Source organism: Streptomyces coeruleofuscus (genome assembly GCF_039532725.1).
GTDB lineage: Bacteria > Actinomycetota > Actinomycetes > Streptomycetales > Streptomycetaceae > Streptomyces > Streptomyces coeruleofuscus.
Genome location: NZ_BAAASE010000010.1, coordinates 146257 through 166959, shown reverse-complemented (window position 1 = coordinate 166959; position 20703 = coordinate 146257). Strand labels below are relative to the sequence as shown.

At 69.1% G+C, this 20703-nt stretch carries 23 protein-coding genes; 3 read left to right on the top strand and 20 right to left on the bottom strand.

Annotation, left to right across the window (positions count from 1 at the left end; all coding sequences use genetic code 11):
• Positions 1-5: 5 nt before the first annotated feature.
• The 8 genes from ABFX81_RS33065 to ABFX81_RS33030 all read right to left on the bottom strand — a co-directional run bounded on the left by ABFX81_RS33065 (position 6) and on the right by ABFX81_RS33030 (position 7623).
• Positions 6-770, bottom strand: coding sequence for a crotonase/enoyl-CoA hydratase family protein (locus ABFX81_RS33065; protein ID WP_086846085.1), 765 nt, complete (start codon positions 768-770; stop codon positions 6-8).
• Between the two features lie 64 nt (positions 771-834).
• Entirely contained in the window at positions 835-1599 is a 765-nt protein-coding gene (locus ABFX81_RS33060; RefSeq protein WP_086846083.1) for an SDR family NAD(P)-dependent oxidoreductase, read from the bottom strand.
• Positions 1600-1810: 211 nt separating this feature from the next.
• Entirely contained in the window at positions 1811-2509 is a 699-nt protein-coding gene (locus ABFX81_RS33055; protein ID WP_086846081.1) for a TetR-type transcription factor C-terminal domain-containing protein, read from the bottom strand.
• A 110-nt stretch (positions 2510-2619) separates the two neighbouring features.
• Positions 2620-3861 carry an ABC transporter substrate-binding protein gene (locus tag ABFX81_RS33050; protein ID WP_086846079.1) on the bottom strand — a complete coding sequence of 414 codons (1242 nt, stop codon included), beginning with the start codon at positions 3859-3861 and terminating at the stop codon, positions 2620-2622.
• A gap of 109 nt (positions 3862-3970) precedes the next feature.
• A complete protein-coding gene (locus ABFX81_RS33045) occupies positions 3971-5068 on the bottom strand; it encodes a branched-chain amino acid ABC transporter permease (RefSeq protein WP_346139100.1) in 1098 nt (365 codons plus the stop codon).
• A complete protein-coding gene (locus ABFX81_RS33040) occupies positions 5061-5951 on the bottom strand; it encodes a branched-chain amino acid ABC transporter permease (protein ID WP_346139099.1) in 891 nt (296 codons plus the stop codon). Before ABFX81_RS33040 ends, ABFX81_RS33045 begins: the two co-directional genes overlap by 8 nt.
• Positions 5951-6769 carry an ABC transporter ATP-binding protein gene (locus ABFX81_RS33035; RefSeq protein WP_346139098.1) on the bottom strand — a complete coding sequence of 273 codons (819 nt, stop codon included), beginning with the start codon at positions 6767-6769 and terminating at the stop codon, positions 5951-5953. Before ABFX81_RS33035 ends, ABFX81_RS33040 begins: the two co-directional genes overlap by 1 nt.
• On the bottom strand, positions 6766-7623 hold the full coding sequence (locus ABFX81_RS33030; protein WP_428837241.1) for an ABC transporter ATP-binding protein: 858 nt from the start codon (positions 7621-7623) through the stop codon (positions 6766-6768). Before ABFX81_RS33030 ends, ABFX81_RS33035 begins: the two co-directional genes overlap by 4 nt.
• 194 nt (positions 7624-7817) lie before the next feature.
• Between ABFX81_RS33030 and ABFX81_RS33025 the strand changes: the two genes are divergently transcribed.
• The gene (locus tag ABFX81_RS33025) at positions 7818-8858 is read left to right on the top strand and encodes an LLM class F420-dependent oxidoreductase (protein ID WP_086852121.1); all 1041 of its coding nucleotides are present in this window, start codon (positions 7818-7820) and stop codon (positions 8856-8858) included.
• Positions 8859-8959: 101 nt separating this feature from the next.
• Here the strand turns inward: ABFX81_RS33025 and ABFX81_RS33020 are convergent, their stop codons facing one another.
• The 9 genes from ABFX81_RS33020 to ABFX81_RS32980 form a co-directional block, all read right to left on the bottom strand.
• Positions 8960-9463, bottom strand: coding sequence for a phosphotransferase (locus tag ABFX81_RS33020; protein WP_086852123.1), 504 nt, complete (start codon positions 9461-9463; stop codon positions 8960-8962).
• Positions 9456-10238 carry a glucose 1-dehydrogenase gene (locus tag ABFX81_RS33015; protein WP_086852125.1) on the bottom strand — a complete coding sequence of 261 codons (783 nt, stop codon included), beginning with the start codon at positions 10236-10238 and terminating at the stop codon, positions 9456-9458. The genes ABFX81_RS33020 and ABFX81_RS33015 overlap by 8 nt, the downstream gene beginning before the upstream one ends.
• A gap of 1 nt (position 10239) precedes the next feature.
• Complete coding sequence (locus tag ABFX81_RS33010; protein ID WP_086852128.1) at positions 10240-11469, bottom strand: acyl-CoA dehydrogenase family protein; 1230 nt, start codon at positions 11467-11469, stop codon at positions 10240-10242.
• Positions 11456-12268 carry an enoyl-CoA hydratase-related protein gene (locus ABFX81_RS33005; protein ID WP_086852130.1) on the bottom strand — a complete coding sequence of 271 codons (813 nt, stop codon included), beginning with the start codon at positions 12266-12268 and terminating at the stop codon, positions 11456-11458. Before ABFX81_RS33005 ends, ABFX81_RS33010 begins: the two co-directional genes overlap by 14 nt.
• Entirely contained in the window at positions 12265-13083 is an 819-nt protein-coding gene (locus ABFX81_RS33000; RefSeq protein WP_086852132.1) for an SDR family NAD(P)-dependent oxidoreductase, read from the bottom strand. The genes ABFX81_RS33005 and ABFX81_RS33000 overlap by 4 nt, the downstream gene beginning before the upstream one ends.
• Before the next feature lie 140 nt (positions 13084-13223).
• Positions 13224-13916 carry a TetR family transcriptional regulator gene (locus ABFX81_RS32995; protein WP_086852134.1) on the bottom strand — a complete coding sequence of 231 codons (693 nt, stop codon included), beginning with the start codon at positions 13914-13916 and terminating at the stop codon, positions 13224-13226.
• A gap of 84 nt (positions 13917-14000) precedes the next feature.
• Positions 14001-15524 (bottom strand): AMP-binding protein, encoded by a 1524-nt coding sequence (locus ABFX81_RS32990; RefSeq protein WP_086852136.1) that lies wholly within the window; start codon positions 15522-15524, stop codon positions 14001-14003.
• A 152-nt stretch (positions 15525-15676) separates the two neighbouring features.
• The gene (locus ABFX81_RS32985) at positions 15677-16324 is read right to left on the bottom strand and encodes an HAD-IA family hydrolase (protein WP_086852139.1); all 648 of its coding nucleotides are present in this window, start codon (positions 16322-16324) and stop codon (positions 15677-15679) included.
• Positions 16325-16326: 2 nt separating this feature from the next.
• Positions 16327-17526 carry an acetyl-CoA C-acyltransferase gene (locus ABFX81_RS32980; protein ID WP_086852141.1) on the bottom strand — a complete coding sequence of 400 codons (1200 nt, stop codon included), beginning with the start codon at positions 17524-17526 and terminating at the stop codon, positions 16327-16329.
• 295 nt (positions 17527-17821) lie between these two features.
• On the opposite strand from ABFX81_RS32980, the gene ABFX81_RS32975 reads away from it, so the two are divergent.
• Positions 17822-18706 carry an alpha/beta fold hydrolase gene (locus ABFX81_RS32975; protein WP_428837242.1) on the top strand — a complete coding sequence of 295 codons (885 nt, stop codon included), beginning with the start codon at positions 17822-17824 and terminating at the stop codon, positions 18704-18706.
• Positions 18707-18711: 5 nt separating this feature from the next.
• The gene (locus ABFX81_RS32970; protein WP_086852143.1) at positions 18712-19533 is read left to right on the top strand and encodes an SCO6745 family protein; all 822 of its coding nucleotides are present in this window, start codon (positions 18712-18714) and stop codon (positions 19531-19533) included.
• 282 nt (positions 19534-19815) lie between these two features.
• On the opposite strand, the gene ABFX81_RS32965 is transcribed toward ABFX81_RS32970, so the two are convergent.
• From ABFX81_RS32965 to ABFX81_RS32955, 3 genes are read right to left on the bottom strand one after another with little or no spacing between them, the layout of a single operon-like run.
• Positions 19816-20019, bottom strand: coding sequence for a hypothetical protein (locus ABFX81_RS32965; protein WP_346139094.1), 204 nt, complete (start codon positions 20017-20019; stop codon positions 19816-19818).
• Positions 19949-20233, bottom strand: a complete 285-nt coding sequence (locus ABFX81_RS32960; RefSeq protein ID WP_346139134.1) for a hypothetical protein — start codon at positions 20231-20233, stop codon at positions 19949-19951. The genes ABFX81_RS32965 and ABFX81_RS32960 overlap by 71 nt, the downstream gene beginning before the upstream one ends.
• A gap of 8 nt (positions 20234-20241) precedes the next feature.
• The gene (locus tag ABFX81_RS32955) at positions 20242-20703 is read right to left on the bottom strand and encodes a hypothetical protein (RefSeq protein WP_346139093.1); all 462 of its coding nucleotides are present in this window, start codon (positions 20701-20703) and stop codon (positions 20242-20244) included.

The following is a 20703-nucleotide window of genomic DNA, read 5'->3' as shown; positions in this document are numbered from 1 at the left end:
GCCGCTCACCGGCCTCGCCAGACGGGAGCACGCTTCTCGGTGAAGGCCGACGCGCCTTCCCGAGCGTCTTCCGAGTTGAACACCAGCTCGGTGATCGGCTTCTGACGGCCGAACATCTCGTCGCGTGGCCAGTCGGGAGACTCCACGAGGATACGTTTGGTGACCCGTACGGCGAGCGGACCGTTGGCGGCGATGGCGGAGGCCAGCAGCCTCGCCTCCTTCAGCGCGCCGCCGGGTGGAGTGAGCCGGTTGACCAGCCCGAAGTGGTGAGCCCGTTCTGCGGTGAGGACATCGCCGGTGAGGGCGAGTTCCATCGCGATCTGGTACGGGACTCGGCCCGGCAGCCGCAGCAGTCCCCCGGCCACCGCCACCAGACCGCGCTTGACCTCGGGCAGCCCGAACTTGGCATCCTCGGCGGCGACGACGAGATCACTCGCGAGGGCGATCTCGCATCCGCCCGCCACGGCGTAGCCCTCGACGGCGGCGATCAGCGGCTTGCGCGGCGGGGTCTCGGTGAGGCCGGCGAAACCACGCCCCTGCACGTGGGGGCGCTCGCCCCGCAGGAACGCCTTGAGGTCCATGCCCGCGCAGAAGGTGCCGCCTGCGCCGGTGATGATGCCGACCGCGAGGTCGTCACGCTCGTCGAGCTCGTCCAGCGCGGATGCGATCGCCTCCGCGACGGCTCGGGTGACCGCGTTGCGGGATTCGGGCCGGTTGATGGTGATGACGGCGATGCCGTCGCCGTACTCGACCAGTACTTCGTCTGCCACGGCAGCTCCTTCACGGTGGCCAAGCGGGGGTCGCGGTTGGGGAGTAGCGGTTGGGCGCCGGCCGTCAGCGTGGGGCCAGGCGGATCGCGCCGTCGAGGCGGATGGTCTCTCCGTTGAGCATCGGGTTGTCGATGATGTGCAGGGCGAGTTGTGCGTACTCGTCCGCCGCGCCGAGGCGCGGGGGGTGCGGCACCGCGGCGGCGAGCGCGTCGAGCTTCTCCTTCGGCCTCCTGCCGAGCATCGGTGTGTCGAACAGGCCGGGCGCGATGGTGACGACCCGGATGCTCTTGCTCGCCAGATCCCGGGCAACACACACGGTGAGGCCGGCCACTCCGGCTTTCGACGCCGCGTACGGGGCCTGTCCGATCTGCCCCTCGAATGCCGCGACCGACGCCGTCATGACAACCACTCCGCGGTCGCCGTCGAGTGGTTCGTTGCGGGCCATGCGGGCGGCGGCGAGCCGGAGCACGTTGAAGGTGCCGATCAGGTTGACGTCGACCACGGCGCGGAAATGGTCGAGATCACCGGCGGTGCCGTCCTTGTTGACCACGCGGAGCGGACCGCCGCGGCCCGCGCAGTGGACGACCGCGCGCAGCGCTCCTGTCCGCTCGGCGGTGTCGAGGACGGCGGTCATGTCCTCGGTGCTCGTCACGTCGGCGGGGACGAAGACGGCCTCGGGGCCGAGGTCGCGGACGGCGCGTTCGCCGTCCGAGGAGGGCAGGTCCGCGATGGTGACGCGGGCGCCGGCCTTGAGGAGCCGCCGTGCCGTCGCCAGGCCGAGCCCCGACGCGCCGCCGGTCACCACTGCGGATATTCCGCTGGTCTGCATGGACACTCCAGTCGGTCGAGTCGGTGTCGGATCTGCCGCCGCCGGCGCCGCGAAGGCTCGGCGACTGCCGTCGTGCGCCGGGCCATGGGCCACGGCCGTTGCGGTCGGGACCGCAGCCGATGGAGAGAAGGTAGAAGCTACTTGTCGAACGATCGTTAAGTTTGGCCGCCACCTGACCCACTGTCAATGACCGCGACGAAAAGTGAGCGACCTACCGGGCCGGCGCCTCGCCGTGCCCGACCATGGCGAACGCCAGCCGCACGTAGCGGTCGCACAGCTCCGCGGTCCCGAGGTCGCCGGACGGGTCGTACCACTGGGCGACGGCGTTGCACATCGCCATGATCGCCCGGCGGGCGTCGTCCGGGTGCGGGGTCCGGAAGACTCCGGCGGCCATGCCGTCGTCCATGGCCTTCTGGAAGAGCCCCGATACGGCGTGCCGTCTTTCGATGATGGGGTTGCGGTACTCGGGTTCGAGGTAACGGAGTTCCTGGAGGGTCAGCAGACTCTCGACCTGCCGCCGTACCCGGTAGGCGACCGTCACTCTGACCAGGGCGGCCAGCCGCGCGGCGGGGTCGTCACCGGCCTGGGCCAGTTCCTTCTCACAGTGACGGAAGTAGTCGTCGAGCGAGTCCTCGATCAGGGCGTGGAAGAGCTCCGCCTTGCCGGAGTAGTAGTAATAGAGGGCGGACAGACTCATGTCGGCTCTCTTGGCGATGTCACGGATGGAGGCGCCGAAGTAGCCGCGCTCCGCGAAGACGTCTCGTGCGGCGTCCATGATGGCGTCCCGGCCGTTTCCCCGGGGGCCGGAGGGGCCGTTGTCCGTCGCCTTGCCGCTCTTGCCCGCCGCTTTACCGCTCTTGCCCGCCGCTTTACCGCTCTTGCCCGCCGCTTTGCCGCTCGTCGCATCCATGGCCCCAGCCTCCCAGAACGAACGAACGATCGGCAAAGCCGGCCCCCTGCCATACGGAGCCGAGGGCCGGCGCACTGCCGCCGCCGGCCCGCCGGGCACAGTCCACGGTGTCATCCGGCCGACGGGACCTTGTACTCCTTCGCCAGGTCCGATGCGAAGAAGTCACCGAGTGGTTCGACTCCGGCGAAGACACCCTTGTCCACACCCAGCACCTGGGCCTCGCGCGAACTGGGCTCAGCGGGATCGGAGAAGTCCTGAGGCGGGAGCAGGCCGGGCAGCGTGAAGTCGGTGACAGCGCTGCGGGCCTTGAGCACGCCCGGGCGGGTGAGGTCATCGCAGCTCTTGCCGAGGATCTCTGCGTACAGCTTGGTCATGGCGTAGGCGTGGACGACTCCGCTGCTGGCCTCCGGTGCCTTACCGTACTGGTCCTTCCAGGCAGCGGCCAGCTTGCGAGCGGAGGCGGTGTCCGCGCCGAGGGCGCCCAGCCCGGAGAGCCTGGTGTAGTGCTCGGTGAGCGCGGGCGCCGCAGACGTCCTGAGCAGGCTGGTGGCGAAGGTCGACACCCCGCCCATGATCGGCACCTCCATGCCGGCCGCCTGCGCCACTGCCGCCACCGAGGCCGCCTGCTTGGGCGTCGAGTCGACCACGATCGCCTTGACCTTCGCCGACTTGAGCGCGTTGACCTGGCTGGTGAGGTCGGTCGCGGTGGGGTCGATCTGCTGGCCGACGATCTTCAACCCCAGCTTCCCCGCAGCGAACTTGCTGCCCCGCAGGCTGTTCTCGCCGATTTCTCCCTGGAGGTAGATGTGCCCGACGGAATCGCCGCCGCGCAGTTCGCCCTTCCTCATGAGCCAGTCCAGGCCGTTGATCGTCTGGATGTCGTACGTGGCGCCCAGGACGATCAGGTGCTCGTCCCCGAGCAGGGTCGACGCGAACGTGGTCAGGCCGGCGAGTTCGTCCTTCGCCTCGATCTTGTCCCGCAGCGCCGTGACGACCGGTGAGCCGAGGATGTTCAGATAGCCGAGGACCTGCGGATCCATCTCGTCGTACGCGGCGACGGCCTTCTGCGGGTCGTAGCCGTGGTCGCGGGTGACGAGTGCCAGCTTCCGGTCGCAGACACCGCCTGCCGCGTTGATCTCCTTCACGGCGACGTTGCTCGCGTCGAGGATCGTCTTGCCGGTGCCCGCGAACGGGCCCGACAGGTCCATCAGCACCCCGAGCTTGATGGTGGAGTCGCTGACCCCGGGTGCGGCGGCGGTCCCGGCCGTTTCGGCCTTGGTGGAGCAGCCGGCAACCGCCAGCGTGAGGGCCAGGGCCGTGGCCGCCAGGCCGAGTGCGCGCGATTTGTGCATCGGTGTGTCTCCTCGCTGAGAAGCGGATGAGGTGGTTGACAGCACACGTCCGGCAAGGTGGGGGGCGGGTCTGGATGTCTGAGGCGACGGACGGCTGGGGATCGGGGGTTCAGGGAGTGGCGGCCGCGGCCGGGCGGCGGCTGCGTAGCGGTCGAACGGCGCCGGCCAGCGCCGCCAGACCGCCCGGCTGGACGATCACGGCCACGATGACGACCGCGCCGTACACGAACTGTGCCGCTGTCGACGCGTCCAGTCCCTGCCCGCCGGCTCCGGTGACGAACGGCAGGGAATCCGCGTAGCGGGAGAACAGCAGGGGCAGCGTCACGACGAAGACCGCACCGGCGATCGCGCCACCCACGGATCCGAGGCCGCCCAGGATGACCATCACCAGATAGCTCACCGACAGGTGGAGGCTGAAGTAGTCGGGGACGGTGCGCTGGAAGGCCAGTGCCGTGAGCACACCCGCAGCGCCGGCATACATCGACGACAGTACGAAGACGGCCGCCTTGGTGCGTCGTATGTCGACGCCCATGGCGCTCGCCCCGATCTCGCTGTCTTTCATGAGCCTCAGCGCCCTGCCGGGCCGGCCGCGCAGGACGTTGCGGCCCAGTAGCGCCGCCCCGACGGTGACGACGAGGAACAGATACCACTGGCTCTCGGCGGCACCGAACGGAACGCCCAGGACGGTGACGTCCGCCTGGTCGGAGAAGGAGAACCCGCCGATCGACATCGGCACGACGGTCCGGCCCTCGAAGCCGCCGGTCACCGGCTTCATGTTCTGCAACAGATGGTGGCCGAGGAACACCAGGCCCAGGGAGGCGATGCCCAGGTAGATGCCGCGCAGGCGGCTGGAGACCGGGCTGAACAGCAGGCCGCAGACGCCCGCCAGCAGGACGGCCAGGACTGCGGCGAGAAGCGGGGGGAGGCCGAGACCGGACACCCCGCCGCCGCTTTCTCCGGCCAGGAAGGCATAGCCGTATGTGCCGACGGCGACGAAGAAGGCGTGTCCCAGGGACAACTGTCCCGCCGCGCCGAGCAGGATGGTGAGGCCGATCGCGCCGACCGCGGCCGCCATCGCGAAAAGGCCCATGTTCAGCCAGAAAGCGGAGACATACAGGGGCAGTGCCAGGAGAACCACCAGGGCGGCAATCAGCGCGCACAGGGCCGGCACACGCCCTGCCCCAGGGAGCCGGGACGTCTCAGGCACGGCTGACCTCCTTCGCGCCGAACAGGCCCGAGGGCCGCCACAGCAGAATGCAGATCATGATCACGTAGGCCACGACGTCCCCAAGCCCTCGCCCGAGGAAGGACAGGGCGTCCTGGTACTCGGCGACGGTCACCTCGGCGATGCCGATGACCAGGCCGCCCACGATCGCCCCGCCGAGCGAGTCGAGGCCGCCGATGATCGCGGCGGGGAGCGCCTTGACGGCCGCGGTCCCGGTACTCACGGCCACGCCGGGGCTGGGGAACGACGCGAGACCGATGCCGGCCGCTACGGCGAGGATGCCGGCCGTGATCCAGGCACCTGCCGAGACCCGCTTCAGCCGGACACCGGCGAGCGCAGCGCCCTCCCGGTCCTCGATCGAGGCGCGCATGGCCAGGCCCCAGCCGGTGTGGCGGAGGACCGCGGCGAGACCGGCGATCAGCAGCGGCACGGTGACGATCGTGATGATCACGGACAAGGGCAGTACCACTGAGCCGAAGTGGACCACGTGTCCGTCCCAGGGGGCGCCGAGTGGCAGCACGCTCTCCCCGATGCGCCAGCTCAGTTCCGCGGTGAGCACCACGTTGACCCCGATGGTGAGGATCGCCAGCGCGTCATGCTTGCGGCCGTCGACCCGGGACAGCAGCAGTCGCTCCACCGCCAGCCCCAGCGTCCCGGCCGCGACCAGGCCGAGCGCCACGGCGGCCGCGAAGCCGATGTGCGGGCTGGTCTGCGCCACCACCCACACGCCGAAGAGCACAAACGAGGCGTGCGCGAAGTTCACCGTGCGGGTCGCCTTGAAGACGATGACGAAGCCCAGCGCGATCAGGGCGTACAACAACCCCAAAGACACACCGCTCAGCAGGATTTCGACTCCGCGGGTCATCACGACAACCTCTCCGCCACCTGGTCGTTTCCGGATTCCATGGGCGCTCCCAGATAGGCGCTGATCACTTCCGGATGCTGCCTTACGTGTTCCGGCGTGCCGTCCGTGACGACCTTGCCGAAGTCGAGGACGGTGATGCGGTCGGCGATCGACATGACCACTCCCATGTCGTGCTCGACGAACACCACGGTCAGACCGAGCGCGTCACGTGCCGCGGAGACCAACTGGGCGAGTTCCGCGCTCTCCGCGGTGTTCATCCCGGCGACCGGTTCGTCAAGGATGAGCAACCGCGGCTCCAGGCACAGCGCCCGCGCGAACTCCAGGCGCTTGAGATCCCCGTAGGCGAGGCTCGCCGCCGGGCGGTGAAGAACACCGGACAAGCCGGCGAACTCCGCTATGTCGCGCACCCGCGCTTCGTGGACACGCTGTTCACCGCGGCCCAGTCCCAGAGCGGTCGCGGCGATGCCGGACCGGGTCAGCCGATGCCGGCCGACCATGAGGTTGTCGAGTGTGGACTCGACCGGTGACACGACGATGTTCTGGAAGGTGCGGGCGACTCCCCTGCGTGCCACCCGGTCCGGACGCAGGCCCGTCACCTCCCGACCGTCCACCATGATGCGGCCGGAGGCGACACGGTAGATCCCCGACAGGGCATTGAGCAGCGTTGTCTTCCCGGCACCGTTGGGACCGATGACGGCGTGGATCGTTCCGGGCCGCACGGTGAATGACACACCGTCAAGGGCGCGCAGTCCGCTGAACACCACGCTCACGTCCTCGACACGCAGTTCCGCTGCCGTTTGCGTCTGAGTCGTCGTCATCCGGGCCACCTGCTCAGCGTCGGCGTCTTTCCGGTTCCGGGCACGGGCCGCGGTGCGGATCCGCCGGCGCTCTGGCCGGCGTACGCGTCCGCGCCCAGGTAGAGGCGGCGCACGTCGTCGCTCTGCGCCAGTTCGTCCGTCGGTCCGCTCAGCACGACCCGGCCGAGGTCGAGCACACAGGCCGAGTCGGCGACCGACAGCGCCATCGCCGCGTTCTGCTCCACCAGCAGGACGGGGACCCCTTCCCGGCTGATCTCGCGGATGGTCTCGCCCACGAGATGCACCAGCCGCGGCGCGAGGCCGAGGGACGGCTCGTCGAGAAGCAGGAGTCTTGGTTGCGCCATCAACGCCCGGGCGATGGCGAGCATTTGCTGCTCGCCGCCGGACAGGGTCCCGCCACGGGCGCGTCGCCGCTCGGCGAGCCGCGGGAAGAGTTCGTACATCCGACGGCGTGTGCGCTCACGCACCGCCGACGACCGCACGGTGAGCGCACCGGCGTTCAGGTTCTCCTCCACCGTCAGGCCGGTGAAGATATGCCGTCCTTCCGGTACCTGCACGAGCCCGTGCGCCACGGTACGGGCGGTGTCCGCGCCGGTGATCCGTTCGCCACGGAACCGGACGGAGCCTTCGGTGACCCCGCCGCCGTACAGGCCGAGCGTGCCGGAGACGGCGCGCATGAGCGTCGTCTTGCCGGCGCCGTTGCTGCCGAGGAGCGCGACGACGCCGCTGCCGCCGACGTCCAGGGACACCCCCCGCAGAACGGGTGCGCGAGCGCCGTACCGGACGACGAGTCCATCGATTTCGAGCACTTCGGCCTCCCTTGCCACCCTGAAGCGACGTCCCGCGTCACTCATCGATCGTTCGTTAAGGCCAGCGCGAACGTAGGGTGAGCCACGTCACTCGGTCAAGGTCCCTGCACATGATCCCTTGTAGCGGCACCGAGTGAAGCGCTACGAGATTGCACGGTTCCGCCTGGACAGCGGGGCCGGTACGCTGTTAAACGATCGTTCGATAAATCAGAGTCGATCGGAAGACGAGGGGCCTTCGCATGCGTATCGGTATGACACTGGACTACAGCGGCGACTTCATCGGATCGGTCCGTGCCGCAAAGGATTTCGAGGCGGCAGGGGTCGAGATCGCCTTCGTGCCGGAGGCCTACTCCTTCGACGCCGTCAGTCGGTTGGGCTACCTCGCGGCTCGTACCGAACGCCTGGAGATCGCCTCCGGAATCCTCCCGATCTTCACCCGTACGCCGTCGCTGCTGGCGATGACCGCCGCTGGTCTTGACGAGCTCTCCGGCGGTCGGTTCACGCTGGGCCTCGGAGCGTCGGGACCGCAGGTGATCGAGGGCTTCCACGGGGTGCCGTACGACGCGCCACTCAGCCGCACTCGCGAGGTGGTGGAGATCTGCCGCCAGGTGTGGCGGGGCGAACCGGTGGTGCACCCGGGCCCGAAGTACCCGCTTCCGCTTCCCGCCGAGCGGGGTACCGGGCTCGGCAAGCCCCTGAAACTCGTCAACAAGCTGGTCCGCTCCCGCATCCCCATCACCCTGGCGGCGATCGGACCGAAGAACGTCGAGCTGACGGCCGAACTCGCCGAGGGCTGGTTGCCCGTGTTCTTCCATCCCGGAAAGGCCGCGGAGGTGTGGGGAGCGGCCTTGACCGCGGGGCTGGCCCGGCGCGATGCGGCACTGGGCACGCTCGACATCACGGTGACGGCGCCTCTGGCCGTCGGCGACGACGTGGAACACCTGCTGGACCGGGCCCGGCCGCAACTGGCCCTCTACATCGGGGGGATGGGCGCGAGGAACAAGAACTTCTACGCTCGGCTCGCCGGTCGGTACGGCTACGAACGGGAGGCGGCGCACATCCAGGACCTGTACCTGGCAGGAAAGAAGCGGGAGGCCGAAGCCGCCGTTCCCGAAGGACTGTTGAGGGCCATATCCCTCGTGGGCACGAAGGAACAGATCGCCGGGCAGCTCGATGCCTTCGCTGCCGCTGGTGTGACTACCCTGTGCGTGAAGCCGCTGGCCGACACGCACGGGGAACGCCTCGACGCCGTCGAGCGACTGCGCGACATGCTGAGCTGACGCCACGCGCGTGGCACGATGCGGGCGGGGAGCCCTCAACTGGGAGGGTCTGGTAGTTCACTTTCCGGGGCTTTCTCACCGTCGAGCCGACGTGACCGGTCTCATGAGCCTCCTCCCCCCAACGCCCACCCGTGGGAGTGGGCGCAGGTGGTTCGGATGCGGGATCGGTCAGTTCTGGAGCAGCCTCCGCTCGAGGGTGTGTCCTCGGCGATCGCCTGGCGACGCTCGGGCGTCAACGACCGCGCGATCGACATCGTGTCGACGACCTGGCCGTCCACGAACTCCATGAGCAGCAGCGGGACGTCGGTCACGGCGGGATCGCCGGTCAGCCCGAGCACCCGCGGGGTCGGGACGGCGGTGCTGTCCAGGGCGGTCAGAATCCGCGCCTCGCGGGCCACGTCGTGCGCCGACGCCAGCAGGTGACCCAGCGGTGGGCGCCGCAGCACCCATCTGCGAACGTCCTGATCCTGTACGAGATACGTCAGATTCGACTGGCCCAGTCCGATCCGCCCGAAGGCCAAGGGCCCGGCGAAGTCGACGCCGAGGGAGGCGAACCAGCGGCCCACCGCCCCGGCGTCGATTCCGACGATGTCCGCGCTAGACACCGGTGCCGGCTCCTTGCCTGAACGGGAGCGCGTCGCCGAGCAGTTGACCGCCGTCGATCACCATGGTCTCGCCGGTGATCCAGCTCGCGGCGTCCGAGACGAGGAAGGCGACCGCCGAGGCGATGTCGACGGGCTCCCCGATGCGGCCCAGCGCCACCGAGGCGGACACCTCCTCCTCGTGTTCCTTCCACAGAGCCTCGGCCAGCTTTGTGCGCACCACCCCCGGTGCCACGGCGTTGACGCGGACCTTCGGCGAGAGTTCCAGGGCCAGTTGCTTGGTGAGATGGATCAGCGCGGCCTTCGAGGCGTTGTACAGCCCGATGTTCGCCTCGGAGGCCATGCCGCCCACCGACGCGGTGTTGACGACCGCCCCGCCGTGCTCCCCCATCCAGGCTCGCGTGGCCAGACCCGTCCACAGGACGGGCGCCCACAGGTTCACGTCGAAGGTCTTCGCGAACCGGCCGTGGTCCTGGTCGATGACCGGCCCGAAGGCCGGGTTGGTCCCCGCGTTGTTGACGAGGATGTCCAGGCTGCCGAAGTGTTCGAGCGTCAGGTCCACACAGCGCCGGGCCGCCTCTTCGTCGACCGCGTGCGCACCGACGCCGACCGCTGTGCCCTTGACCTGGGCCGCGGCGGCGTCCGCCGCCTCCTGGGAGCGGGAGGTGAGGACGACGTTTCCGCCGGCCTCCGCGATGGCCTGGGCGATCGCCAGCCCGATGCCGCGCGAGGCCCCGGTGACGACGGCGGTGCGACCGGTGAGATCAAGTCCTGCCATGTCAGCTCACCGCAGCGGTCGCCGCGTCGCGGTACCGCCGCAGTTCCTGCTTGGCGATGGCCCGCTTGTGGACCTCGTCGGGACCGTCCGCCAGCCGCAGCGTCCGCAGATGGGCGTACATCAGCGCCAAGGGGAAGTCGTCGGTCACTCCCGCTCCCCCGTGCACCTGGATCGCGCGGTCGACGATCTTCAACGCGATCTCGGGGGCGGCCACCTTGATGGCCGCGATCTCGGTGCGCGCTTCCTTGTTCCCGACCGTGTCCATCAGATACGCGGCCTTGAGCGTGAGCAGGCGGATCATCTCGATGTCGATCCGCGCTTCCGCGATCCAGTCCTGGATGTTGGACCGTTCGGCGACCGGGCTGCCGAAGGTCACCCGCGACTGTGCGCGCCGGCACATCAGTTCCAGTGCCCGCTCGGCCGCGCCGATGGCCCGCATGCAGTGGTGGATACGACCGGGCCCGAGCCGGGCCTGGCTGATCGCGAAACCCTCACCCTCGCCCTTGAGCACGTCCTTGGCCGGCACCCGGACATTCTCGAAGACGATCTCCGCATGGCCCTCGCGATCCGCGTACCCGAACACCGGGAGGTTGCGGACCACGGTGACCCCGGGGGCGTCTACGGGTACGACCATCATCGACTGCTGGCGATGAGGGGCCGCCGTAGGGTCGGTCTTGCCCATCACGATGAGCACCTCGCAGTTCTTGTGCATCGCGTTCGAGGCGAACCACTTGCGGCCGTTGAGCACGTACTCGTCGCCGTCGCGCTCCATCCGCAGCTCGATGTTGGTGGCGTCGGAGCTGGCGACACGCGGCTCGGTCATCGCGAAGGCCGAGGCCATCGTCCCGTCGAGCAGGGGCTTGAGGTACTTCTCCTTGTGCTCGTCGGTGCCGAAGAGCGTGAGCACCTCCATGTTGCCGGTGTCGGGCGCGTTGCAGTTGCACGCCTCGGAGGCGATGTGGCTGCGGCCCATGATCTCCGCCAGCGGCGCGTACTCGAGGTTCGTCAGACCGGGGCCCCACTCGGGGTGCGGGTGGAAGAGGTTCCACAGTCCACGCCTGCGAGCCTCCGCCTTGAGCTCCTCGAGGATCGGCGGGTGGAAGTGCGGGTCGCCGGACGCGCGCATCTGCTCGTCGTACACCGCCTCGGCGGGGTAGATGTGCTCATCCATGAACTCGAGCAGATCCGCCCGGTACTTCTTGGCGCGGTCCGACATCTCAAACAGGGACATCCGAACTCCTTACGGGTAGGGAGGGAAAGTCGGGCGGGCGCTTGTCCAGGTGACTGGCCACGCCCTCGACGACGTCGGACCCGCGGAAGGCCTGGAGCATGAGGTCTTCCGCCCGGGTCACGGAATCGGCGTAGGTGCCGTCCGCGTCGTTGCTCAGCTGGCTCTTGATGGTGGCCATGGACGCCGGGGAGCAGCGCCACGCCAGATCGGTGGCGTACGCGACAGCGGCATCCACCACGCTGCCGGTGGGGACCAGGTGGTCGAGGAGTCCGATGCGGCAGGCCTCCTCGGCATCCACCATGCGACTCGACAGCAACAGGTCCGCTGCCCGGCTGTGCCCCACCAGCCGGGGCAACAGCCAGGAGATCCCGTACTCGGCGATCAGCCCACGTTGCGCGAATGCCGTGGTGAACCGGGCCGAGGGCGAGCCGAAGCGAAGGTCGCAGTAGAGCGCCTCCACCATGCCGAGGCCGGCGGCCACTCCGTTGACCGCTCCGATCAGCGGCTTGCGCAGGGTCCGCGGAAGGTCCCGGGGAGGGCGCCGTGCCCGGTCCGCCTCGGAGACCTCGCCGACCGCCTGCAGCTGTTGCAGGTCGGCTCCGGCGCAGAATCCGCGTCCCGCGCCGGTGACCACGACGGCACGCACGTCCGGATCGTCCTCGGCGGAGTCGAGCAGCGCGAAATAGCGGTCCTCGAGTTCGTCGGTCCAGGCGTTCAGCTTGGCGGGCCGGTTGAACGTGAGCACCAGCACCGGCCCTCGGTGTTCGGCGAGGACGAGCTCGCCCGGCCCGCCGGTCATGCCTGCGCCAGCAGGGAGTTCTGGTAGCGGCGCATCCCGCGCACCCAGCGGTCGTAGTCCGAGCCCTTGTGTCGGTACATCTCGAGAACGTCTTCGTGCGGCAGGATCAGGAAGCGCTCGTCCTCCATCGCGGCCAGGACGGCGTCGGCGACTTCGGCCGGCTCCAGGACGTCACCAGCGGAGGTGACGGCCCGCGTCGCGGCTCTTCCCAGCGCGTCCCCGGAGTCCTCCCCGGCGGTCAGCATCCTGGTGTTCACGCCCATCGGGCACAGACAGCTGACACGGATGCCGCGATCGCCGTACGTGACACTCAGCCATTCGGCGAAACCGACGGCGGCGTGCTTGGTGACGGCGTACGTGGCGGAGCCGATCTGGGTGAGCAGTCCGGCCGCCGAGGCCGTGCTGACGAAGTAGCCCTCACCCTGCTCGAGCCATCGCGGTACCAGCAGCCTTGCCGCACGAATGTGGGCTCGCAGATTGACGTCGATCGAGCGGTCCCAGTCCTGCTCGCTCACGTCGAGGCCGAGCGCGCCGCCGATGCCCGCGTTCGCGAAGTAGAAGTCGACCGGGCCGAAGGCGCTCTCCGCCAGGTCGATCAACTGCTCGATCTGCTCGGTGTCCGACACGTCCGCGCCGGCGCTGACGGTGCTGCCCGGATGGTCGGCGTTGACTGTCTCCGACACCGCCCGCGCGGCCTCCGCGTCGAGGTCGGCGACGACGACCCGGGCACCCTCGCCGGCGAGCCGTGCGACCAGCGCGCTGCCGATGCCGCCGCCCCCACCGGTGACGATGGCGACTCTTTCTGCAAGGTTCACGGCAACCCTCTCCGTTGGCGGGGCGTGCGATGCTCCGACCTGTATAATTGAATCCGACGTCAAGTTCAATAGCTGCCGCACGGAACCACATGAAGAAAGCCGCCCAACCCCAGGGGATGAGCGGCTGTGAGGCGGGCGGTTCAGCGATGGCCGGGGAACCGCAGTGCGTTCGCCCAGAGGCGGGTGACCGTGGACACGAGTTCCTCGAAGTCCACCGGCGTTTCTTCTTCTTGCTCTTCGCTGCGCACGAAGGCGTTGTAGGCCATGACGCTGACCATGCCGGACAGCGCACGGGACGCCATCATCGGGTCGACCTCACGGTCTGCGACGCCCCGCGCCTGCAGGTCGGCGATGCCGCGGGCGTTGCGGCGGATGAACGCGTCCCCGCGCCGCCTTCGGAACTCACGGAACTCCGGTTCCACTTGGGCGACCTGCTCCAGCAGCGCCATCAGCTTCGCGTTCCGCTTGTATGCCGCGAGGTAGGCGCGGTTGCTCGCCTCGAGTACCGCATAGGGATCGTCGGTGCCCTGCACCCGGCCCATGCCGGGGTGCATCATGTCCTCCTGCGCCTCCAGGAGGACGGCGGCGAGCACCTCTTCCTTGTTGGTGAAGTAGGTGTAGAAGGATCCCGCCGCGCACTGAGCTTCTTTGGTGATGTCGGTCAGGCGGGTGTCGAGGTAGCCGTCCCGTTCGAACACCTTCCGAGCGGCCTTCACCAGTGCGGCCCGGGTCCGCGCTCCGCGCTTGGTCGTGGGTGGCTCGCGCAGTTGCGAGAAGGGCGCCACGGGCGGCACCTGCTCGCTGTCGGTCTCCTCGCGCGCAGTAGTGTCCATCCCCGGGACTTTACTTGAATCCGACGCCATAGTCATGAATCCCAAAGGGCAGGCGGGGCAGGATGATGTCCTGGTTTCCGGGGCTCAGGGGCGGCGGGCGCCAACGTCACCGAGGGCTGTGTCGCGGGTCAGCACACTACGGTCGATGGACCGCTTGAGGATCTTCCCCGTCGGCCCCTTGGGCAGCGCGTCGACGAACCGGACGATGCGCGGGATCTTGTAGGCGGACAGCCGCTTTCGTGCCCAGTTCGACACCTCGGCGGCACCGAGCTCCGCACCGGGCCGGGCGGCGACGAGCGCGGCGACCTCCTCGCCGTAGTGGTCGTCGGGAACGCCGATCACGGCTGCCTCGACGATGTCGGGGTGCTCGTAGAGAACTTCCTCGACCTCGCCGGGGTAGACGTTGTAGCCACCGCGGATGATCAGGTCCTTGACACGGTCAACGATGCGCAGGTCGCCGTCCGTGTCGGTTTCACCGAGGTCGCCGGTGCGGAACCAGCCATCGGACGAGATGGCCGCGGCGGTGTCCGCGGGGCGGTTCCAGTAGCCGCGCATCACCGTGGGCCCCTTGATGTGGACCTCACCGACGGTACCCGGCGGGCACTCGTTGCCGTCGTCGTCACGCACCTGAACCTGCATCCGCGGCACTGCTCTGCCGGTGTATCCGGTCTTGCCGCCGCGGTCGAGGTCGTTGAAGGTACCGAACGCGGTGGTCTCGGTGAGCCCATAACCCTCGAGGATCGTGCAGCCGAAGCGGGCCTCGAAGGCCCGGGCGATCTCCCCCGGCAGCGACGCGCCGCCGGAGACGGCGACACGGAGGCCGGCGAAGTCCTCCGGGTTCGCATCACCCGCCGCGTGCAGCATCGCGTTCCACATGGTCGGTACGCCGGCCATGATGGTGAGCCGGTCGCGGCGCAGCATCTCCAGCATCGATGCCGGGTCGAATCGGGCCAGCAACGACATCGAGCCACCCACGGTCAAGGTCGCCATCATGACCGAGGCCTGGCCGAACACGTGGAACAGCGGGAGTCCGGTGCCGGTACGGTCGGCACTCGATGCCCGGCTGCACTCGGCGCCGATGTCCCCGGCCGACAGCAGGTTTCCGACGCTGAGTTGGGCACCCTTCGGCCGCCCCGTGGTTCCCGAGGTGTACAGGATGGCTGCGGTCTCGTCGCGGTCACGGTCGACGACGTCGGCAGGGGCAGCGGTGACCGGCGTGCCCGGGGACAACGCCCAGGAGGGCACCGAGAGCGCCGCGGCCGCCTCCGCGACGGCGGGGCCCAGGGCGTGCCATGCGATCGCCAATGAGCATCCGGCGTCGCCGAGTACGTACTCGACCTCGGCCCGGGTGGACATGGTGTTGACCGGCACCACGACACAGCCCGCGGCCTGGATCCCCAGGTAGGCCACCACGAACTCGGGCACCGACGGCGCCGCGAGCAGCACCCGGTCCCCCGGGGACAGGCCGGCGGCAGCCAAGGCGCCCGCGTACCGCATGCTCGCGTCCCGCAGCTGAAGGTAGGTCCACTGGTCCGTGGCGCCGCGCAGTGCGATGTTGTCGGGAGTGGCGGCCGCATGGCGGCACACAGGATCGAAAACGCTGGTCATGGGGCGGTGCCTTCCGGGATGTGAGCAGGTAGTGGTGCGGGTCGCACCCTCGCCGACGAGTTGACTTGGCCCGGCTTCGACATCGAGTCCTCGGGCGGTGTGGCCGGATGACCGACCTCAGTGCGTCCGGTCGGTCAGTCGATGGGTATCGGTCAGGCGGTGATCCCGAAGCGTTCGGCGAGTTGGCGGCGGGTGTCGGTCGCGCTGGTGTGCAGCACGCCCCCGATTCCGATCCGTGCCGCTCCGTCGAGGTTCTGCCGCAGATCGTCGATCATGACTGCCTCCTCGGGGTCGATGCCGAGGCGTTCACATGCGATCGCGTAGATCCGCCGGGACGGCTTGCGGATCCCGACCTCGGAGGAGATGACGACCACGTCGGCGACAGCGGCGAGTTCGACGCCGTCGTAGGTTCCGGTGCCGAATGAATTGGAGACGAGCGCAACGGGATGGCCGGCGGCCCGGAGTTCACCGAGCAGCCCGAGCATGTCCTGGTCGATCGACATTCCCGCTTGCATCCGGGCTGCCAGTCCCTCGGCCGATACCTCCGCGCCATGGACACGGAGACGTTCGGCGAATCCCCGCTCGAAGGCTGCGGCGTCGATGCGTCCGCACTCGTGGTCGGCCAGCAGGGTGCGTGAGGGCTGGTCCCGGCTCAGGAGGTCCAGCGGAAGGCGCGGGTCGCCGCCGAGCGAGGCGCCGAAGTCGGTGAAGGCCCGCAGCACACTGGAGGTGATGACACCGCCGAAGTCCACCAGGATCGCGGTTCGGGTCTTTTCCACCGCGTTCGACAACGTGTCCATGCTCAGGCGACCTCGAACAGTCCGGCCGCGCCCATTCCGCCGCCGATGCACATGGAGATCACTACATACCGGACCCCCCGGCGCCTGCCCTCGACGAGGGCATGTCCCACCAGGCGGGCACCGGTCATTCCGTAGGGATGACCGACCGAGATGGCGCCGCCATTGACGTTGAACCGGTCCGGGTCGATGTGCAGTTCGTCCCGGCAGTACAGCGCCTGGGAGGCGAACGCCTCGTTGAGTTCCCACAGGCCGATGTCGTCGATGGTGAGGTCGTGCTGCTTCAGCAGTTTCGGAATGGCGAACACCGGGCCGATGCCCATCTCGTCCGGCGCGCATCCGGCAACGGTCATACCCCGGTAGACGCCCAGCGGTTCGAGTCCGCGGCGCTCGGCCTCCTTCGCCTCCATCAGAACCGACGCCGAAGCACCGTCCGACAGCTGCGAGGAGTTGCCCGCCGTCACGCTGGAATGCGCGCTCACCTGGCCGTCGGGCAGTACCGGCGCCAACCCGGCCAGTCCCTCGAGCGTGGTCGACGCGCGGTTGCCCTCGTCCCGGGTCAGGGTGACCTCCTCGTCCCGTACTTCCCCGGACTGCTTGTCCAGGACCTTCTTGACGCTGCCGAGCGCGACGATCTCCTGGTCGAACCGGCCGGCCTCCTGCGCCGCCGCGGTGCGCTGCTGCGAGACCAGCGCGAACTCGTCCTGACGTTCGCGGCTCACGCCGTAGCGTTCAGCGACGATCTCCGCCGTCTGCAGCATCGGCAGGTAGATGCCCGGCTTGTGCTCGACCAGCCAGGGATCCGTCATCCGGTGGGTGTTCATGTGGTCGTTCTGGACCAAGGAGATCGACTCGACACCGCCGCCGACGGCGACCTGCATGCCGTCCGTGACGATCTGCTTGGCGGCCGTCGCTATGGCCATCAGGCCCGACGAGCACTGCCGGTCGATCGACATCCCCGACACGGTGTCCGGAAGTCCGGCACGCAGAGCGGCCTGACGCGCCACGTTGAAACCGGAGGACCCTTGCTGCACGGCGCAGCCGAAGATGACGTCCTCGACCTCGCCTCCCTCGAGCCCGGCGCGCCGCACCGCGTGCGAAAGGGCGTGGGCGGCGAGTTCCTGCGCCTGGGTGTCGTTGAACGCGCCGCGGTAGGCCTTTCCGATCGGCGTCCGCGCCGTCGAAACGATGACTGCTTCCCTCATGTCGCCTCGCTGTTTCCTGTCGGTCCGGTTCGCCCGGGGACTCCGGGGCCGGAACTCCGAGCTCCGTGAGCCGGGCCCGATTGCCGATGGACGGTGCCGAACGCCAACTGCCCTGCGGATATGGCTCATGACCGTCTCCTCAGGTGATCCGAGGACATGTCATGGCCGCAGGGGTGACAGGTATCGGCCTTCCGACCGGTTATATTTGAATTCGACGTCAGGTTCAACCGTCGCCAGCTCTTGACAGCCCATCCCCTTACCGCAAGGGTACCGACCAGTCGGTACGAAGGGGCGGATCGTGACTCAGCTGAGCATCTCCACGCATGCGGGCGTGTTCGACGCGATCGCGGCCGGTCCCGCCGGGGGCCGCCCGGTGCTGTTGCTGCACGGATTCCCGCAGACGGGGGTGGTGTGGCGGCGGCAGATCGAGGCGTTGGCCGCGCACGGCTACCGGGTGGTGGCACCCGACCAGCGTGGGTACTCCCCCGGAGCCCGCCCCCAGCGGCCCGAGGACTATCGGATCAGCCATCTCGTCGACGACGTCGTCGCGATCACGGAGGAACTGGGCTGGGCGACGTTCGACCTGGTCGGCCACGACTGGGGCGGTGCGGTGGCCTGGTGGACGGCTGACGCCCACCCCGGCCGCGTGCGCACCCTCACGGTCGTCTCGACCCCGCACCCCGGCGCCCTGGCCACCACCCTGCGCACGGATGAGGACCAGCGCAGTCGCTCGCACTACATGATCGACTGGCGCGAAACGCCCACGACCGAAGAGCGCATGCTGGCCCACGACGCCCAAGAGCTTCGCGATTTCTACGCCGGAAAGGTCCCGCAAGACAGTGCGGACACCTATGTGCGTCACCTGTCCCAGCCTGGCGCTCTCACCGCTGCGCTGAACTGGTACCGCGCCGGTCGCCCCGACGGCGCGATCGGCGTCATCGACGTTCCCACGCTGTACGTCTGGAGCACGGACGACAGCGCGTTCGGCCCGGCAGCCGCGCAGGAGACCGAGCGATGGGTCAACGGGCCGTACCGATTCGAGACCCTCCAAGGCGTCAGCCACTGGATCCCCGAGGAAGCGCCCGAGCCGCTGAGCCACCTGCTGCTCGACCATCTCCGAGCGCACGGCGAGTACTCAACCCGCAGCGAGAACGCTGTCGTCGACCCTCAGAAAAGGTGACCCCCATGGAGACTGCGCGTGCGGCCTGGCGCCGCCTCGAGCCCGTACACGCCATGATCTACTTCGCCCCCGAGGCAAGGCGACGGTACGCGGAGCTCGGCCTGAGCGGACGCGCCGGCTACTTCGCCTTCCGCAGCGCCGCCTTCGGCCGAGCCTCCGCCGAGCTGGTCATCTCCACCTTCTACAACTTCAACCCCGATGTCGTACGGCAGGCGGTCGACGGGGTCTGGGAGACGGCGACGCCGCAGCAGGTGCTGGACGCGCGGTACGCCGCGGCGGACGAGGCTCTGCGGCGGGCGAAAGTCCACGAACTGCCCTCCCTGAGCGAGGTACTGGCGCTGACCCGCCGGGCGGCCGAGGCGGCCCGCGAACACGCGCAGGGCCGCCCGCTGTTCGCCGCGCATGCCGCACTGCCTTGGCCGCAGGAGCCGGTGCTGCAGCTGTGGCACGCCCAGACACTGCTCCGGGAGTTCCGCGGAGACGGCCACGTGGCCTGTCTGCTGAGCGAGGGCGTCGGCGGCTTGGAAGCCCTGATCCTGCACGCCGCCACCGGTGACGTACCCGTCGACTTCCTCAAAGCCAGCCGCGCATGGCCCGAGGAGGAGTGGACCGCCGCCGAGGAGCGCCTGCGCGAGCGAGGTCTCCTGGACGGCGACTCCCTCAGCCCGGAAGGCGCGACCCTGCGCCGACACATCGAGGACCGCACCGACCACCTGGCCCTTCCCGCCTACGCCGCACTGGGTGAAGCCGACTGTGAGCGGCTCGCCGATCTCGCGAGCCCCTTCGGCCGCGCCGTCGTCGAAGCCGGCCTTCTCAAGGTCGACTGACCGTCACCTCGCCCCTCCGCCTCGTGCTTCATCTGCTGGAACTGCCGGCCATGCCCTGAGAGAGGCTGCGTGCACGGCCGCGGAGGGGGGATGTCATGTGCTCAGTGCCGCCGCCGGACGACGGCACCGCCGAACAGCTCCTCAGCCTGCGGGCTCTCCATGTCGCTCCGGGCGCGGTGCTTCGCTCGGCTCATCGCACTCGCTCCTTCCACCCTTCGGTCCACCTGCCGACCGCACCGGCGCACCTGCGAGGCGGTCGAGGCGTAGAACACCCGCCGGGCCTCAGATGGCGGAGTTGGCGAACCAGTGGCCCAGCAGGTGCTCGTCCCCCTCGTGCGCGAGGGCCTCTGCTTCGTAGGACAGGCGGCCGTAGACGAGAAGGAGCAGGTCGGCCGCGGTTCCCCGGACCGTCGCGTCAGCGGTGTGCCGCGGCCGGGGACGTGTCCAGTCCGAAGCCGTCAGGCCGCAGGCGGACGAGCCAGGCATCGTCTCTGTCGATCGTGCGGAAGCGGATGGTCTTGTCGGGGCCGCGCAGGTTGGCCACCTTCGGGGCGAAGGAGGTGGCGAAGGGCAGGTTGACGAGTAACTCGTCGATCCCGTCGACTGCGAGCGGACGGTCGATGGCGGGCCGGCAGCCGAGTGCGAGCTCGGCGTCGGCCCGGTGCAGCTTCCCACTCTGCCGCCGCCAAATCTCATGCATTCCGCAGGTCAGCGCACCCTTCCGCGCGGTTTCAGCGGCACCGGCGGCAGCTCAGGAGCAGGCAGCGGGGCGCCGTCGTACTCGTCAACAGCGGCCTGCCGATCCACCTCGGCGCGGCCCTGCTCGGACACCTGAATGTCCAGACCACTCGCGGCTACGTCGCGGTGTTCGACGAAGACGTCATCCGCCACTACCAGGAGCACCTGGAGCACCGGCGCCAGATCCGTCCCACCGACGAGTACCGAGACACCACCGCTGACGAGTGGACCGAATTCGAGGAGCACTTCGACCGCCGCAAGGTCGGACTCGGATCCTGCGGACGCCCCTACGGCATCCCCTGCCAGCACGAACACGCCTGCATCCGCTGCCCGCTGCTCCACGTCAATCCCAGGATGCTCGCCGGGCTCTCCGAGCTCGAAGCCGACCTCCTGCACGAGACCCAACGCCGAGCTCAGCGACCAGCCGTCCAC